This window comes from Cupriavidus sp. USMAA2-4, from assembly GCF_001854305.1.
Taxonomy (GTDB): Bacteria; Pseudomonadota; Gammaproteobacteria; order Burkholderiales; family Burkholderiaceae; genus Cupriavidus; species Cupriavidus malaysiensis.
In genome coordinates this window covers 854,973-869,809 of sequence record NZ_CP017748.1, presented here as the reverse complement: position 1 = coordinate 869,809, position 14,837 = coordinate 854,973, and the positions used below count along the sequence as shown (strand labels likewise).

Sequence of the window (14,837 nt, the reverse complement as noted above, 5' to 3'; positions counted from 1 at the left end):
ACCTGGCGCGGCGGGGCGCTGCGCAGGCGTCTCTTCTTGTCCATATCGACATTTCCGCTCGAGCGGCCACACGGACCGCGCGGCGGAATTTCCCGCTTGCGGCATTGCGCAACGACGATGGACAGGCTTACGATGGCGGCTCCTCATCCGCGATGGCGAACCCCCGGCAAGGAGTCCGCATGAAGACCAGCGATGTCCGATCGAAGGCGTTCGCGATGCCGTTGACCAGCCCCGCGTTTCCCCTGGGTCCCTACCGCTTCGTCGATCGCGAGTTCCTGATCATCACCTGCCGCACCGATCCGGCCCGCCTGCGCGAAATCGTGCCGGAGCCCCTGCAGATCACCGAGCCGATCGTGCACGACGAATTCATCCGCATGGCCGACTCGACCGGATTCGGCGACTACACCGAAAGCGGCCAGGTGATCCCCGTCGGATGGGCTGGGCGAAGTCGTCCACGACTACCTGGCGCAACGACGCCGACGGCCCATCATCTTCTCCCACCAACGATCAAGACAGGAGTTCGAGCATGAGCACGCTGAACGGAAAGACCGCAGTGGTCACGGGCGCCGCGAGCGGCATCGGCAAGGAAATCGCGCTGGAGCTGGCCAAGGCCGGCGCAGCGGTGGCGATCGCCGACCTGAACCAGGATGGCGCCAATGCCGTTGCCGAAGAGATCCGGCAGGCCGGCGGCAAGGCCATCGGCGTCGCGATGGACGTGACGAACGAGGATGCTGTCAACCACGGCATCGACAAGGTGGCCGAGACCTTCGGCTCGGTCGACATCCTGGTGTCGAACGCGGGTATCCAGATCGTCAACCCGATCGAGAACTATGCGTTCGCTGACTGGAAGAAGATGCAGGCGATCCACGTCGACGGCGCGTTCCTGACGACGAAGGCGGCGCTCAAGCACATGTACAAGGACGATCGCGGTGGCGTGGTGATCTATATGGGGTCGGTGCACTCGCATGAGGCGTCCCCGCTCAAGTCGGCCTACGTGACGGCGAAGCATGGCCTGCTGGGGCTGGCGCGCGTGCTGGCGAAAGAGGGCGCCAGGCACAATGTGCGTTCGCATGTCGTGTGCCCGGGTTTCGTGCGCACGCCGCTGGTGGAGAAGCAGATTCCGGAACAAGCGAAGGAGCTGGGAATCAGCGAGGAGGATGTGGTGAAGAAGGTGATGCTCGGCAATACGGTCGACGGTGTGTTTACCACGGTGCAGGACGTCGCCCAGACCGTGCTGTTCCTGTCGGCATTCCCGAGCGCCGCGCTCACCGGCCAGTCGTTTGTGGTCAGCCACGGCTGGTTCATGCAATGAAGCCGCGCGCTCGCACCGAAAAGCAGGCCATCGATCCGGTCGAGCCGCGCCACGAGGCGGGCGGGGCGGGCGCTCCGCGCGCACTGCCCTACGAGACGATCGCGCTCGTGCTGCAGGGCGGTGGCGCCCTTGGCGCGTATCAGGCCGGAGTCTTCGAGGGGCTGCACGAGGCGGGCATCCCCCTCGACTGGATCGCGGGCATCTCGATCGGCGCGCTCAACACCGCGCTGATTGCGGGCAATGCGCCCGAGCATCGCGTCGATCGGCTGCGCCAGTTCTGGGAGACGATCTGCCAGCCCGCGTTCTTTCCGGCGATCCCGGTGGCGTTCGAGTCAGCGTTGTTCAACAGCATCGACCAGGTGCGCACGCTCTTCACCGCGTCGCAGGCCGCGAGCGCGATGATGCAGGGCCAGCAGGGCTTCTTCGTGCCGCGCTTTCCGCCGCCGCTGCCGGGCGTGCCCGACCATCCGGAGAAGATCAGCTGGTACGACACCTCCGCACTGCGCGCGACCTTGCTCAAGCTGTGCGATTTCGATCGCATCAACGCCGGCGAGACCCGCGTTTCAGTGGGGGCGGTCAATGTCGGCACCGGCAACTTCGTCTACTTCGACAATGTGCATACGCGCCTCGCGCCGGAGCACTTCATCGCGTCGGGTGCGCTGCCGCCCGCGTTCCCGCCCGTCGAGATCGATGGCGAATACTATTGGGACGGCGGCGTCGTGTCGAACACGCCGCTGATGGAGGTGCTGGGCGCACGGCCGCGCCGCGATACGCTCGCCTTCCAGGTGGACCTGTGGAGCGCGCGCGGACCGCTGCCGCGCACCATGGGCGCCGTCACCGAGCGGACGAAGGATGTGCAGTATTCGAGCCGGACGCGCTTCGTTACCGATACGCTGGAGCGCGAGCAACGGTATCGCAACGTGCTGCGCAAGGTGCTCGATCAGTTGCCGGAGGCGCAGCGCCGGAGCGACCCCTGGTGTCTCGAGGCCGAGGCGCTGGCATGCAGCAAGAAATACAACATCCAGCACCTGATCTACCAGCAGAAGGCGCACGAGCGTCACTACAAGGACTATCAGTTCGGGCTGTCGACCATGCGCGATCACTGGTCCGCCGGGCTCGCCGATATCCGCAGGACACTCGCCAACAAGGATGGTCTTGCCCTGCCGGACAATGACGCGGGCTTCGTGACGCATGACGTCCATCGCAAGGCCGTCACGCCGTGACAGGTTTGCCTCGGCATGGGACGGCGGCGTAATCCCGGGCGCGACGGTCAACGCGCTGAGAGGCTGCATCGGGCCGCCAGGGCGCCGGTGCGCTGACCCGCCGATCCGGCCGGCAGCCCGGCCTCACTGCCGTGCCAGCCTCTCAATCCGGAGCAATCGCCCGCACAGTGACTTCGCCCTTGTCGTCGTCCTTTCGGGCATCCCCGGAACCCTGCGGTCCGGCCCCGGCCGCCATGGACAAGGGCTCCACCGGGTAGCCGTGAAGCTCCCACGCATCCAGGCCGCCCTTCAAGGCGCGTATGTGCCGGAAGCCCTTGCGGCGCATCTGCTGCGATATCGTCTTGGCGGTGGCTTCGTTCGGGCAGACGCAATAGACGACGAGGTCATGTTCGAGCAGCGCCTCATCGACTTTCCCAGGGGAGGCGAGGTCGATGAGCATGGCGCCCGGAATGCGGTGCGGCTCTGCCTGGCGGACGGCGTGCGGGCGTGCGTCGAGAATGACCGGAGGGTGCTCCGACCGCATCATCGCATCGAGTTGCTGAGGCGTGATCCGGATATGTGCGAGCCAGCGGCGGAAGCGCAGGCGCTGGATCCACCGGTAGGCCAGGAATACTGCCACGACCGCGAGCAGCGTTTCGGCGACGGTGATGCCGTGCGCGCTGACCGCCAGCATCATGCGGTTCAGCTGCGAACCGAACAGGGTTCCCCCGGCGAGCCACGCGCCCGACCACATCGCCCCTCCGGCGAGGTCCCACGAGAAGAAGATCCTCCGGTCGATCTTGGTGCTGCCCAACAGCGGGGAGGCGACCAGTCCAAGGCCGGGGACGAATTTCGCGACCAGCAGCAGCGGCGCTCCGTACCGCTCGAACCAGGCGTGGGTCCGCCGTATGCTCGAGTCGAGCGACAGCGATACGCGGACCAGTCTCGTGAGGAGATGGCGTCCGTAGCGGCGTCCGAGCGTAAACCACAGTCCGTCCGAGATCAGGACACCGGCGACGGCTGCCGCGAATACCGAACCGAAGGAGACGAAGCCGGCCGCGACCTGCGAGCCGGCGAGCAGAAGCATGGGCGCGGCCGGAACCGGCGCGCCGAGTTGTGTGACCAGCACACTGAGGAACACGGCCCAAGCTCCCCATTCGGAAATGAAAGCGGGGGAAACCATCGGCAACAACTGACTCCGCTCAGGATTGATTAGCGCTGGGGCACAAGCGCTGGGGGCGCCCGACTTGCATGTCGGCGTGCCGCATTGTCGCACAGGCCATGATGCGGTGCCGCGCGGAGCGTGATGCGCTGCCGGCAGGGATGGCAAGTCCTGCGCCGCGGTCGATCGGAGACGCTCCGGAGCGCGCCGGCGACGGCGTGCAATCAGTCGAGGCCCAGGTTGAGGGTCGGGCGCAGCCACTGGATGAAATCGGCGACTTCTTCTCCGATGATCTCGTGCCCCATCTCGTAGAAGCGGGTCTGGTGGCTGACGCCGAGACGCTGCAGCCACGCTTCGGCCAGCTCGGCCCACTTCGCGGGCAGTTTGTCGTCACGCCGGCCGTGCCCGACGAAGGCCGAGAGGGAGCGCAGTGCTTCCACTGGCGCGATATGGCTTTCCAGCTCGGGCAGGATCCGTCCGCTCAACAGGCCGAAGCCGGCGACTTTCTCCGGTGCGCTGAGCCCGACGCTGGCGCTGAGGATGCCGCCCTGGCTGAATCCCGCGATCACGGTCGGCAGCGGCGGCAATGCGTCGAGCAGGCGCAGCAGGCGCAGGCGGCTGTCTTCAGCCTGTTCCGCACGGATGACCGGGCCGTTGGCGGTAAAGCTGACCTGGAACCAGGCGAAGCCTTGCGCGCCGAGTGGCAAGGGGGCCCGCAGCAGCAGGACCTCGACGCCGGCGGGCAGATGGCGGGCCAGGCTGGCGAGGTTGTCCTCGTTGCCGCCTACGCCATGCAGCAGCAGGACACGGGCCAGCGGGGCTTCGGCACCGCGGCCGATGCGGAATTGGAGGCCGGAATGCGGCTCCTGCTGGAGTTCGGAGAAGACGATGGTTGCGTTCATGATGGTATGGCTGCGTGCAGCATGTCCTGTGCGGAGGGAACAGTCGAGGGGCAGAAGAGATAGTGGTCCATGGCCAGCACGCCGTGCTGCACGCCGCCTTCGAGCACGCGCAGCGCGTAGTGTTCGCCGGCGGCCCCCAGGGCGACGAAGAGCGGCAGGATATGCTCTTCCGTGGGGTGGGCGCGCTCCGCCTCGGGGGCACGGTTGCGGTAGTCGAGCAAGGCGTCCAGGTCCGCGGCCTGCAGAGCATGCGCCGTCCAGCGGGCAAAGCGCTCCACATATCCTTCGACCGGGGCGCGGGCGGCTCGGAATTCATACAGATTGTGGGTCAGGCTCCCCGAGCCGACCAGCAGGACGCCCGCCTCGCGCAGCGGCCGCAGGGCCCGGCCGAGTTGCCAGGCGCCAAGCGGATCGAGCGGCATGGGCAAGGACACTTGCAGGACCGGGACGTCGGCCGTCGGTACCAGGTGCAGCAACGGCACCCAGGCGCCATGGTCGAGTCCGCGGCGCGGATCGGCGAGCGAGGACCATCCAGCCGCCGACAGCAGCCGGCGGATTTCCTCCGCCATCGCAGGCAGGCCGGGCGCCGGATATCCGAGCTGGTACAGCGCCGGCGGGAAACCGCCGAAATCGTGCAGCGTCGCGGGCGCCTCGCTGGCGGTGACGCCGACCCCGCCCCGGGTCATCCAGTGCGGGGACACGACGACGATCGCGCGAGGACGCGGCAGTTCGGCGCCCAGCGCCATCAGGCTTGCCCCCGCCAGGCCGGGTTCGAGGGCAAAGGTCGGGGCGCCGTGCGAAACGAACAGGGTCGGAAAGGCATGGCGCATGGCGGTCATCTCCTGGGCGGCTTGCTTACTTGTGGATCCAGGTCGGGGCGATCGAAGTGCCCAGGCCGGCGCCGTAGCCAAGGTAGATGTTCAGGCCGGCCAGCGGCTCGAGGTAACGGGCATTCACCAGGCCGCCGGCATCGACGCCCTCGAAGCCGAGACTGCGTGCCAGCGCCAGCGCGGTCTGCCTGGCTCGCTCGCTGTCACTGGCGGCGAACACGCTGCCGCGCTGCCCGCCGGCGAACAGCGGGCCATCTGCCAGGACCTGCGCGAACAAGGTGTTGAAGGCCTTGACCAACTCGATGCCGGGCAGCGCCTTGGCAATTTCCTCGGCTGCGCTGCTGCTGTGGCCGACGGTCAAGCCCATGTAGTCCGCGGTCAGCGGATTGGTGATGTCGATGACCACCTTGCCGCGCAGGTCGCCGAGGCTGCGCAGCGCGCCGACGGCATCCGGGTAGGCGGTGGCGACGATCACGACCTCGCTGTCTCCGAGGGCTTGCGCGGCCGGGTAGGCTTCGACATGGGGGAACTGTTCCGCGAGCGCCTGGGCCTTGGCCAGGTCGCGGCCGGTGATCCGGACCTGGTGGCCGGCCCGGTCCAGTTGCCGCGCGAAGGCGGCGCCCATATTGCCGGTGCCGATGAGGGTGATGTGCATCTCGGTGTCTCCAGGTGGAGTGGGAAGATGCCTTCAGTTTATGGATTCAGATTTCGAGATAAAGATGTTCTAATGCGATAAATTGTCTCGATTATCGAGCCTATGACTGATCGTGCACTCGAAATGCAGGTCTTCTGCACCGTCGTCGACAAGGGAAGCTTCATCGCGGCCGCGGAGCCTTTGGACATGTCCAAGGCCGCCGTATCGCGGCATGTCAACGCCCTGGAAGCACGGCTCGGGGTGCGGCTGCTGCAGCGGACGACGCGACGCCTGTCACTGACCGAGGCAGGGCGGGGCTTCTACCAGCAGGCGCGCGAGGTCCTGGGGCTGATGGACGCCGCGGAAAGCGCCGTGGCATCCGGTGCCGTCGAGCCGAGCGGTGTGCTGCGCCTGAGCGCGCCACTGAGCTTCGGCATCCAGCATCTCGCGCCGCTGTGGGCGGACTTTCTGCGCGCCCACCCACGCATCGAACTGGATATCAGCCTGAATGACCGGGTGGTGGACCTGGTCGAGGAAGGCTTCGACATGGCGGTGCGGATCGCGCGCCTGCAGGACTCCTCGCTCATCGGCCGGCGCCTTGCCAGCACGCGCATGCGTCTCTGCGCCGCACCGTCCTACCTGGCGCGGCATCCACCCCTGGCGACGCCGGCCGATCTCGCCGCGCACCCCGTGATCGCGTACAGCCACTTCGCCACCCGCAATGAATGGCGCTTTACCGGGCCGGAGGGCGAGGTCAGCGTGCAGACGCACTCCACCGTACGCTGCAACAACGGCGACACGTGCCGCGCCATCGCCATCGGCGGCGGCGGCATTCTGCTGCAGCCGAGCTTCATGCTGTACCAAGACCTGCGCCGCGGCGACCTGGTGGAGATTCTCCCGGCGTACCGATCCGTCGAGCTGGGCATCTATGCGGTCTATCCCTCGCGCAAGCACCTGCCGCCGAAGGTCCGCGCCCTGATCGGCTATCTGGCGGAGTGCTTCGTCGATGTCGCCTGGGATGATTGAACTCATGCTGCCCGATGCCAGGTGCCGTCCGGCCTTGGGCCAGCCCTTGTGCCGTCGCTCAATCGCTCAATCGCTCAATCGAGCGGAAGTGTCGAGAGCTCCCAGGCCCTCGCTTCGCGCAAGAGCGCCTGGTTCCGCTGAAGCTGTTCGACGGCACCGGCCGCGCGATCGGCGGAGGGCCATTCCGGGAGGGGAGGCGGTCCGGCCGCCTATTGACGCCAAGTGACGAATGAAATGATAATGCGTCGCATTTGCGATTCTGCGTGATCGTGCTGCGCCCTTCCCGGCGATGCATCCCGGTCCACCAGGCCACGCTTCATTTCCAATCCTTCCCTTCCCAAGTACCTCGCCGTCGTAGCGAAGCGCGGGGAGGCGAGATCCTGAGCCGCGTTCCCGATGCCGTCCCGGACCCTGCGAGCGCTGGGGCTGTTCGCCTACTACGAAGAGTTGGTGAACACCTGGACGCGCAAACTGAGCAACCGCCATGCCGCCGAAGACCTGACGCAGGATGCGTTGCTGCGCGTCCTGGAGGCCAAGGCAGCCCCTGAGCAGGCACGGGCCTACCTGCACCGGACGGCGAGGAACCTGGCGATCGACGCGTTCCGGCAGCAGGGCGGCCGCGAGTCGTTGGCGCTTGACAGCATCGAGTCCCATCCCGCAACCTGCGGGGATCCCGAGGCAGAGTGCAGCGCGGTGCAGTTCGCCGCGCAGATCGAAGCGGCGCTGGCCGAGTTGCCGCTGAAGTGCCGGCAGGTGTTCGTGTGGCAACGCCTCGACGGCTGCTCGCAGCAGGAGATCGCCGAGCGCCTCGGTGTCTCGAAGAACATGGTCGAGAAGTACATGATCCGCGCGATGCGGCACCTGCGCGATCGCGTGGGGGCGCTGGGTCCGCACTGAGCACTTCGTCGAGCGCCTCGCCCCATGTCCCGCCCGATGCCGAATCCGTCTCCGTTCCTGTTTCCGTTCCTGTTTCCGCTCCCGCCCGGCTGCGCCCGGTGTCCCGGTAGGTGTCCGACTGCCCCGACCTATGAGTAAAGCCGATCGTTCCCGTGATGCCGCCGCGCGCTGGTTCGCGCGGGCGCAGGATCCCGACATCAGCGCGCAGGAGCGGCAGGCCCTGGCCGAGTGGCTGGCCGCAAGCGAGCGGCACCGGGCCGAGTACGCGGCCCTGGAGCGGATCTGGGGAACTGCCGGCGCCATGGATGCGGCGCGCTTGCGCGCGCTGGCCGAGCCGGCTGGCGGGGCGGGAATGCCTGCGGCGCGGCGGGCGGCGGTGGGCTGGCCGGGGCGGCGAGGCGCCTGGGTGGCTGGCACGTGCGCGCTGGCGCTTGCCGGTGGCTGGCTGGCCTGGCAGTCCGCCGTGCCCGAGCCGGGCGGCAGGGTGGCCGGCGCACAGGTTCCGGCAGCCTACCAGGCCGCGTTCAGCACCGCGCCGGGCGAGCGCCGCACGGTCCGCCTTCCGGATGGCTCACGCATCCAGCTCAACACGCGCAGCCGCGTCGCGGTGCATTTCCAGGCCGGGCGGCGGGACGTCGCCTTGCTCGAGGGCGAGGCGATGTTCGAGGTCGCGCACGACGGCGCGCAGCCATTCATCGTGGACGCGGGCGCCGGATCGGTGACGGTGACCGGCACCCGCTTCGACGTGCGCCGCCGGACGGCCGGCATGGAGGTGGCGGTCGAGTCCGGTTCGGTCGACGTGCGCGGGCACTCCGACGCGCCGCGCAAGGCCGGGGCGGCAGTCAGGCTGACGGCGGGGCTGGGTGCCACGGTCGACGGCAGCGGCGCGGTCGCGCCGGCGGCGCCGGTCGACCTGTCCGCCGCGCTGGCCTGGCGCGACGGCAAGCTGGTGTTCAACGACAGGCCCTTGTCGGAGGTGGCGGCCGAAGTCTCGCGCTATCGCCGGCAGCCGGTGCGCGTGGCCGATGCCGTGGCCGCGCGGCTGCGCGTCAGCAGCGTGTTCAGCGCCGACGATCCCGATGCCCTGCTGGCGGCACTGCCACACTTCCTGCCGGTCGCCGTCCGCCAGCTGGCCGACGGCAGCGCGGAAATTTTTTCGCCATAGATTCAGGTTTTGCGCGCGGGCTTCGTCTTCATGTCGACGGCGCCCGCTGAGGCGGGCCGTCTTCTCCCCGGACGCAACCCGAGAGCAAGCTGACGTGACACCGTTCCAACCCATCTTTCCCGGCGCCCGCCGCGGCACCATGGCCGCCGTGGCCGCCACCCTCCTTGGCGCCGTGGCGGCGCCTGCGCTCGCGGAGGCCGATCGCAAGGCGGCCGTGGCGATCGATATCCGCGCCCAGCCGCTGGCCGATGCCCTGGCCCAGCTAGGCCGCCAGACTTCCATCCAGCTCTTCTTTGCCCCCGCCCTGGTGGCCGGAAGGCAGGCCCCCGCGGTACGCGGCAGCATGCCGCCGGAGGAGGCGCTCGCGGTCCTGCTCCAAGGCAGCGGCATCCGCTACCAGCGCAGCGGCAGCCACGGCTTCGTGCTGCAGCCTGCGGCGCAGGCCGGCGCCGCGGCGGACGCTGTCGCGCCGCCTGCTGCTGCTGCTGCTGCTGCTGCGGGTCCAGTCGACCCGGGCACCATGCTGGCACCCGTGGAGGTGACCGCCTCGCGCACCTCCAGCGACCTGGTGCGTCCCACCCGCCAGGTGACCGTGATCGAGCGCGCGGAACTGGAGGAACTGAAGACCGGGTCGGACAGCCTGGCCACCGTGCTGGCCAAGGTTATCCCGGGGATGGCCGATTCCAGCCATACCATCACCGACTACGGGCAGACGCTGCGCGGGCGCGGCATGCTGGTGCTGCTGGACGGGGTGCCGTTGAACACCAACCGCGATTCGGCGCGCAATCTTGCCAATATCGACCCGGCCCTGGTGGAGCGGGTCGAGGTCTTGCGCGGCAGCAGTGCCATCTATGGTGGCGGCGCGACCGGTGGCATCGTCTCCATCACCACGCGCCCGGGGGGCGGGCCGCCGCAGGCCGATACCACCCTGTCGCTCGGCTCGCCATTGACGCGCTTGCGTGCCGATGGCCTGAGCGTCAACCTGCAGCAGCACTTTTCCGGCAGCGAGGGCATCGTCGATTACGCTTTCGATGTCGGTGCGCGCCGCACCGGCAGCAGCTATGATGCGCGCGGCCGGCGCCTTGCGCCGGAGCCGAGCCAGGGCGACCTGTTCCAGTCGGGCAACTACAACATCGGCGGCAAGCTCGGCCTGCGCCTGGCGCCGGAGCAGCGTGTGCAGATCGCGGTCAGCCACTTCAATGCCGACCAGGACACCCGCTTCGCCCCGGATCCGGGCGTGGCCAGGCTGGCGCCGGGAAGCGTGCCGGCGCGCGCCATCGGCGGCCTGCAACTGGCGGAGCAGAACCAGATCCGCAATACCCTCGTCAACCTGGAGTATGAGCACCGCGACCTGTTCGGCAGCACGCTGTCGACCCAGTTCTACTACCGCGACTACTTCAGCCGCTTCACGCCTTTCGATGCGCGCAGCGTGTCGACGCGTGGCGGCAATGTCGACCAGACCATGCAGAATTCGCAGGTGTTCGGCAGCCGCCTGACGGTGAAGACGCCACTGGGCAGCGACAAGCGTACGCGCGTGGTCTGGGGCATGGACTTCGAGCAGGAGCGCAGCGACATGCCGATCGACATCTTCGATGCCAAGGCCTATGACGCCAGCGGCGGGCGCGTCTTCAACAAGACCGGCACGCTCACCTACATGCCGCCCATCACCACGCGCAGCCTGGGCGGCTTCGCCCAGCTGCAGCACAAGTTCGACGAGCAGTGGTCGGCCGAGGGCGGCCTGCGCTACCAGTACGCCCGTGCCAGCTTCAACGATTTCGTACCGCTCTCGCAATCGCGGCTGGCCAATCCCGCCACCGTCGGCGGCAGCGCCGTGGACTACAGCGCCGTGCTGGGCAATATCGGCGTGGCCTACAAGCCGGCCAAGGGCCACGAGTTCTATGCCGCCTTCAGCCAGGGCTTCAGCCTTCCCGATATCGGCCTGCAGGTGCGCAATGCGCGCGCCGGGTTCGACATCGGTCCGTCGGACCTGCAGCCGGTCAAGACGAACAACTACGAGCTGGGCTGGCGCGGCGCCTTCGGCAATACGCTGGCCTCGCTGGCGGTGTTCTACACCACCTCGGAGCTCGGCGACGTGCAGAGCTTCAACAATGGCCTGATCCTGACCCGTACCGCCGAGCGCATCGTCGGCGTGGAAGCCGCCGCCGACTACCTGTCCGATGACGAGCGCTGGGGCGCGGGTGGTACCGCGACGTGGATGCAAGGCCGGGAAACACCGCAGGGCGGGAGCAGCCAGCAGATGAGCGGCTACCGAATTCCTCCGCTCAAGCTGACCGCCTACCTGCAGTACCGCCCGCTGCCGCAGTGGAGCAACCGCCTGCAGGCGACCTTCTTCGCCAGCCATGATTACCGGCTGAACGGCGTCGACAGCTTCGGCCGGCGCGAGGTCGGCAGCTACACCACCGTCGACCTGATCAGCCGTTATCAGATCGGCCGCAAGGACACGGTCACGGTGGGCATCCAGAACCTGTTCAACCGTGACTACTATCCGCTGTACAGCCAGTTGCTGCGCAACAGCAACAACACCAGCCATCTTCCGTCGGCTGGCATCACGCTGACCGCGAGCTACCAGCACCGCTGGTAGCCGCAGGGCAGGCTGCGGCCATCATCCATGGCCGCGATGACGCGATCGAATCGGCGTGCTCACGCGCCGACTCGCCGCGACGCATGCTTCATGCTTATGCCGGCAGGCTCTCGAGCCAGGATTGATAGTGCCGCTTCTGGTCTACCACGGTCGACGGGCAGACATCGGGGCCATAGGCGAAGATCCCGACCATGTCCGTCTCTCCTGGTTCCAGCCCCATCGTCAGCTGGTAGGCCGTCAGCCCCTTGCCCGTCCGCCGGATGGAGTCGATGCAATAGACGTCCAGGCTCGCGCCATAGCAGATCGGATGCAAGCCGGACAATGCCATGATGTCGCGCACCTGGCAGAGTGCCGCAAAGAAATCCGGTCCCATCGTGTCGATGAACTGTTGACGGTAGCTTGCGCGCAGGCGACAAGCGCCGAATTCCTCGCCGATTCTGAACTGGATCGTTTCACCGTCTTGGCCACCCCCAAGCGGCACCTCGACGATGCCTGATGTGGGTACGTCGAGACCGACGGTCATCAGGGAACGGATTGAAGCCATTGATCGTAGTAGTCGCGCTGCTCCGGCACGGTGGCGGGAATCACGGCCAGGCCATCGAAGACCAGCACCAGATCGAATTCCGTGATCGCCCTGCCCATGGTGAGATGGTAAGCAAGCAAGCCCCGGCTCCGCCTGCGAGTGGATCCCGTGGGGTACACGTCGAGGCTCGCGCCGGAACAGAGAGGGTGGAATCCATCGCGCCCGAGTGTCTCCCGTATCCGGCACAAGGCGTCGAAGAAGTCCATTGCGGTCACTTCGATGACATCTTCCCGGTAACGCGCGCACAAGCGGCAGTTCGTGTCATTGTCCCAGCCTTCGAACTGGATCGTGTCGCTGACGTTGTCGCCGACTAGCGGAGCCTGAAATACAAACATCGACAGGAATGCCAGGGCGTCCTGCCCCTGGCTGATCGATTACCGTATCTACAGTCTAGGTGACTGCCGGCCTCCGGGGCCGCCCGCGCCCTGTCCGGAATGCATGGGTTTCAGCGTGGCGCCGGGCCGGCATTCCGGTCCTGCCGGTCTCATGTGCGGTCTTGCCATCCCTCATGCGCGCCGGGTTCTCGTCGCGCTGCTTGTCAACGCTCTCGCCGCGACAGGTGGCAGCATGGGGCACGACATCCGGCGACGAGCACCTTGTCATTGCGCGGGTCGCTCCATGGGCATGGGTCATCGTTCCCGGCCTGAGGTTGGCACGCTGCTTGCGGCTGACCTGATGCGGCAGTCCGCCGCATGATGGATGCAATGGAGACTGAAATGGGACAGCAACAGCAACCGGGTCAATCGCAATCGAGTGGGCAGCCGGGCCAGAAGCATGAAGAGTCGCAGACCGGACAACGCGACAGGAAGCAAGGCCAGACGCAGGGTGGCGGCCAGATGGGCGGCCAAGACCAAGGGCAGGGCCAGCAAGACCGGGGCGGCCGGCAGGGCCAGCAGGGCCAGCAGGGCGGCCGTCAACCATGATCTGCGCGATGATCGGCAAGTGATTGTCGAGGGAGGCGTGGCGGTCACACCCGATGCTGCCGCGACGCACTGCTTAGATTCACTGCGCAGATGATCGGGGTGCCGGGACTTCGCGTTCCGGCCTCTTTTTGCCCCGGTCTCTGTAGGGGTATTCCTACAAGGGAAACAGTCAATCCCCGGCGCGCATTCCATCCATTGCCGACTCAAAGGATGGGATGCGGCACCCTACCCTGGAGTCAGGGTGGCTGGACAGGGGAACTGCTTTGTATCAGCTATATGAGCTGCACAGTACGGCCCGGGCGTCGTTCCTTCCCTGGCTGCAGGCCAATGCAGGCTGGCTGGAGGCCAACGGGAACGCGCTGCCGTTCACGCCTGGCCGCTACCTCGCGGCCGGCTGCCAATTGTTGGCGCGCCTTTGCCAAGGCTATCCCAGGCCGCAATTCGGCTTGACCCGGACCTCGATCGACGGGCATCGCATAGCGGTCTCGGAGTCGGTCGTGCTGGACAAGGCGTTCTGCCGCCTTCTGCATTTCGAGCGCGCGGCTTGCCTCGGACAGCCCGTCGTTCTGCTCGTCGCACCGCTGTCCGGCCACCACGCCACGCTGTTGCGCGACACGGTGCGGACGATGCTGCCCGACTTCGATGTCTATCTCACCGACTGGCGCGATGCCCGCGAGGTTCCGCTCGCGGACGGCGTCTTTCACCTGGACGACTATGTCGCCTACCTGCAGGAGTTCATCGACTACCTCGGGACGAAGTTCCACATCGTCGCGGTGTGCCAATCGACCGTGCCGGCGCTCGCCGCCGTGTCCTTGCGGGCGAGTCGTGGTCAATCCACGCCGCAAAGCATTACGCTGATCGGCGGCCCGATCGACGCCAGGTGCGAGCCCACGACGGTCGGCGAACTGGCGGCAAGCCAGCCGCTCGCGTGGTTCGCGCGCGAAATGATCGACACCGTGCCGGCCTGCTATCCCGGCGCCGGCCGCAGGGTCTGTCCGGGTTTCCGCCAGCAGATGGCATTCATCGCGATGCACCCGGAGCTTCACCTGCGATCGCACCTGGACTTCTACTTCGACATGGTCGCAGGCAATGCCGACAGGGCTCGCAGGCATCGATCCTTCTATGACGACTACAACGCCATGCTCGACATGCCTGCCGAGTATTTCCTGGAGACGGTGCAGATCGTTTTTCAGGAGTGCCGGCTGGCGCGCGGCACCTGGTGCATCGGCGGCGAGTCGGTGCGTCCCTGCGATATCCGCGACAGTGCATTGATTACGGTGGAGGGCGAGCACGACGACATCTGCAGCCCGAGCCAGACCCGCGCAGCACTCGATCTGTGCGCGGGTATCGGCGCCTCCCGGAAACATGACCTGACTGCCAGCGGCTGCGGCCACTATGGCATCTTTTCCGGTACCAAGTGGCGCACCTGGATCTATCCGCGCGTCCGCGCGCTGATTTATCGGTACGCATGCCTGCCGGCCGCGCACATGTAATGGATGCAAGGCCGCGCAGACTTGCCCGACGCGGCGCAGCGCGCCGCTGCCTTCGCGCCGGTTCGCGCTGGCGCGCACCTTGCGTCGGAACGGTGACAGACCAAAG

Annotated in this window: 14 protein-coding genes and 1 pseudogene; 8 read left to right on the top strand and 7 right to left on the bottom strand. The window is 67.2% G+C overall.

All coding sequences use genetic code 11. From position 1 onward, the window contains the following. Nucleotides 1-179 precede the first annotated feature (179 nt). The 3 genes and pseudogenes from BKK79_RS03815 to BKK79_RS03805 form a co-directional block, all read left to right on the top strand. Nucleotides 180-449, top strand: a pseudogene (locus BKK79_RS03815) (acetoacetate decarboxylase family protein); the annotation flags it as partial. A gap of 77 nt (nucleotides 450-526) precedes the next feature. Next, nucleotides 527-1,312, top strand: a complete 786-nt coding sequence (locus BKK79_RS03810) for a 3-hydroxybutyrate dehydrogenase (RefSeq protein ID WP_071012217.1) — start codon at nucleotides 527-529, stop codon at nucleotides 1,310-1,312. Further along, on the top strand, nucleotides 1,309-2,535 hold the full coding sequence (locus BKK79_RS03805; protein WP_071037177.1) for a patatin-like phospholipase family protein: 1,227 nt from the start codon (nucleotides 1,309-1,311) through the stop codon (nucleotides 2,533-2,535). The genes BKK79_RS03810 and BKK79_RS03805 overlap by 4 nt, the downstream gene beginning before the upstream one ends. Nucleotides 2,536-2,677: 142 nt before the next feature. On the opposite strand, the gene BKK79_RS03800 is transcribed toward BKK79_RS03805, so the two are convergent. The 4 genes from BKK79_RS03800 to BKK79_RS03785 all read right to left on the bottom strand — a co-directional run bounded on the left by BKK79_RS03800 (nucleotide 2,678) and on the right by BKK79_RS03785 (nucleotide 6,063). After that, entirely contained in the window at nucleotides 2,678-3,697 is a 1,020-nt protein-coding gene (locus BKK79_RS03800; RefSeq protein WP_232346292.1) for a VTT domain-containing protein, read from the bottom strand. A gap of 203 nt (nucleotides 3,698-3,900) precedes the next feature. Continuing rightward, nucleotides 3,901-4,578: an alpha/beta hydrolase gene (locus tag BKK79_RS03795; RefSeq protein WP_071037176.1), complete on the bottom strand. Its 678-nt coding sequence runs from the start codon at nucleotides 4,576-4,578 to the stop codon at nucleotides 3,901-3,903. Next, on the bottom strand, nucleotides 4,575-5,408 hold the full coding sequence (locus BKK79_RS03790; protein ID WP_071037175.1) for a DODA-type extradiol aromatic ring-opening family dioxygenase: 834 nt from the start codon (nucleotides 5,406-5,408) through the stop codon (nucleotides 4,575-4,577). Before BKK79_RS03790 ends, BKK79_RS03795 begins: the two co-directional genes overlap by 4 nt. A gap of 25 nt (nucleotides 5,409-5,433) precedes the next feature. Then, entirely contained in the window at nucleotides 5,434-6,063 is a 630-nt protein-coding gene (locus BKK79_RS03785; RefSeq protein ID WP_071037173.1) for an NADPH-dependent F420 reductase, read from the bottom strand. A gap of 102 nt (nucleotides 6,064-6,165) precedes the next feature. On the opposite strand from BKK79_RS03785, the gene BKK79_RS03780 reads away from it, so the two are divergent. The 4 genes from BKK79_RS03780 (at nucleotide 6,166) to BKK79_RS03765 (ending at nucleotide 11,732) form a co-directional block, all read left to right on the top strand. Further along, nucleotides 6,166-7,068, top strand: a complete 903-nt coding sequence (locus BKK79_RS03780) for a LysR family transcriptional regulator (RefSeq protein WP_071037171.1) — start codon at nucleotides 6,166-6,168, stop codon at nucleotides 7,066-7,068. Between the two features lie 396 nt (nucleotides 7,069-7,464). Continuing rightward, nucleotides 7,465-7,965: a sigma-70 family RNA polymerase sigma factor gene (locus BKK79_RS03775; protein ID WP_071012229.1), complete on the top strand. Its 501-nt coding sequence runs from the start codon at nucleotides 7,465-7,467 to the stop codon at nucleotides 7,963-7,965. Between the two features lie 130 nt (nucleotides 7,966-8,095). Further along, nucleotides 8,096-9,130, top strand: coding sequence for a FecR family protein (locus BKK79_RS03770; RefSeq protein WP_071037169.1), 1,035 nt, complete (start codon nucleotides 8,096-8,098; stop codon nucleotides 9,128-9,130). 139 nt (nucleotides 9,131-9,269) lie between these two features. After that, the gene (locus tag BKK79_RS03765; protein ID WP_071038415.1) at nucleotides 9,270-11,732 is read left to right on the top strand and encodes a TonB-dependent receptor; all 2,463 of its coding nucleotides are present in this window, start codon (nucleotides 9,270-9,272) and stop codon (nucleotides 11,730-11,732) included. A gap of 94 nt (nucleotides 11,733-11,826) precedes the next feature. Here BKK79_RS03765 and BKK79_RS03760 read toward each other — a convergent pair whose 3' ends face one another. The 3 genes from BKK79_RS03760 to BKK79_RS03750 form a co-directional block, all read right to left on the bottom strand. Next, entirely contained in the window at nucleotides 11,827-12,255 is a 429-nt protein-coding gene (locus tag BKK79_RS03760; RefSeq protein ID WP_071012233.1) for a hypothetical protein, read from the bottom strand. Next, the gene (locus BKK79_RS03755) at nucleotides 12,255-12,650 is read right to left on the bottom strand and encodes a hypothetical protein (RefSeq protein WP_071037167.1); all 396 of its coding nucleotides are present in this window, start codon (nucleotides 12,648-12,650) and stop codon (nucleotides 12,255-12,257) included. Before BKK79_RS03755 ends, BKK79_RS03760 begins: the two co-directional genes overlap by 1 nt. A gap of 294 nt (nucleotides 12,651-12,944) precedes the next feature. Further along, on the bottom strand, nucleotides 12,945-13,232 hold the full coding sequence (locus BKK79_RS03750) for a hypothetical protein (protein WP_071037165.1): 288 nt from the start codon (nucleotides 13,230-13,232) through the stop codon (nucleotides 12,945-12,947). A gap of 221 nt (nucleotides 13,233-13,453) precedes the next feature. On the opposite strand from BKK79_RS03750, the gene BKK79_RS03745 reads away from it, so the two are divergent. Beyond that, on the top strand, nucleotides 13,454-14,731 hold the full coding sequence (locus tag BKK79_RS03745; RefSeq protein ID WP_071037164.1) for a polyhydroxyalkanoate depolymerase: 1,278 nt from the start codon (nucleotides 13,454-13,456) through the stop codon (nucleotides 14,729-14,731). Nucleotides 14,732-14,837 lie beyond the last annotated feature (106 nt).

Bases quoted from the DNA above. Each gene is read 5' to 3' on its own strand.
- BKK79_RS03810 (WP_071012217.1), top strand. From the start codon at position 527: ATGAGCACGCTGAACGGAAAGACCGCAGTGGTCACGGGCGCCGCGAGC.
- BKK79_RS03805 (WP_071037177.1), top strand. From the start codon at position 1,309: ATGAAGCCGCGCGCTCGCACCGAAAAGCAGGCCATCGATCCGGTCGAG.
- BKK79_RS03800 (WP_232346292.1), bottom strand. From the start codon at position 3,697: ATGGTTTCCCCCGCTTTCATTTCCGAATGGGGAGCTTGGGCCGTGTTC.
- BKK79_RS03795 (WP_071037176.1), bottom strand. From the start codon at position 4,578: ATGAACGCAACCATCGTCTTCTCCGAACTCCAGCAGGAGCCGCATTCC.
- BKK79_RS03790 (WP_071037175.1), bottom strand. From the start codon at position 5,408: ATGCGCCATGCCTTTCCGACCCTGTTCGTTTCGCACGGCGCCCCGACC.
- BKK79_RS03785 (WP_071037173.1), bottom strand. From the start codon at position 6,063: ATGCACATCACCCTCATCGGCACCGGCAATATGGGCGCCGCCTTCGCG.
- BKK79_RS03780 (WP_071037171.1), top strand. From the start codon at position 6,166: ATGACTGATCGTGCACTCGAAATGCAGGTCTTCTGCACCGTCGTCGAC.
- BKK79_RS03775 (WP_071012229.1), top strand. From the start codon at position 7,465: ATGCCGTCCCGGACCCTGCGAGCGCTGGGGCTGTTCGCCTACTACGAA.
- BKK79_RS03770 (WP_071037169.1), top strand. From the start codon at position 8,096: ATGAGTAAAGCCGATCGTTCCCGTGATGCCGCCGCGCGCTGGTTCGCG.
- BKK79_RS03765 (WP_071038415.1), top strand. From the start codon at position 9,270: ATGGCCGCCGTGGCCGCCACCCTCCTTGGCGCCGTGGCGGCGCCTGCG.
- BKK79_RS03760 (WP_071012233.1), bottom strand. From the start codon at position 12,255: ATGACCGTCGGTCTCGACGTACCCACATCAGGCATCGTCGAGGTGCCG.
- BKK79_RS03755 (WP_071037167.1), bottom strand. From the start codon at position 12,650: ATGTTTGTATTTCAGGCTCCGCTAGTCGGCGACAACGTCAGCGACACG.
- BKK79_RS03745 (WP_071037164.1), top strand. From the start codon at position 13,454: ATGCGGCACCCTACCCTGGAGTCAGGGTGGCTGGACAGGGGAACTGCT.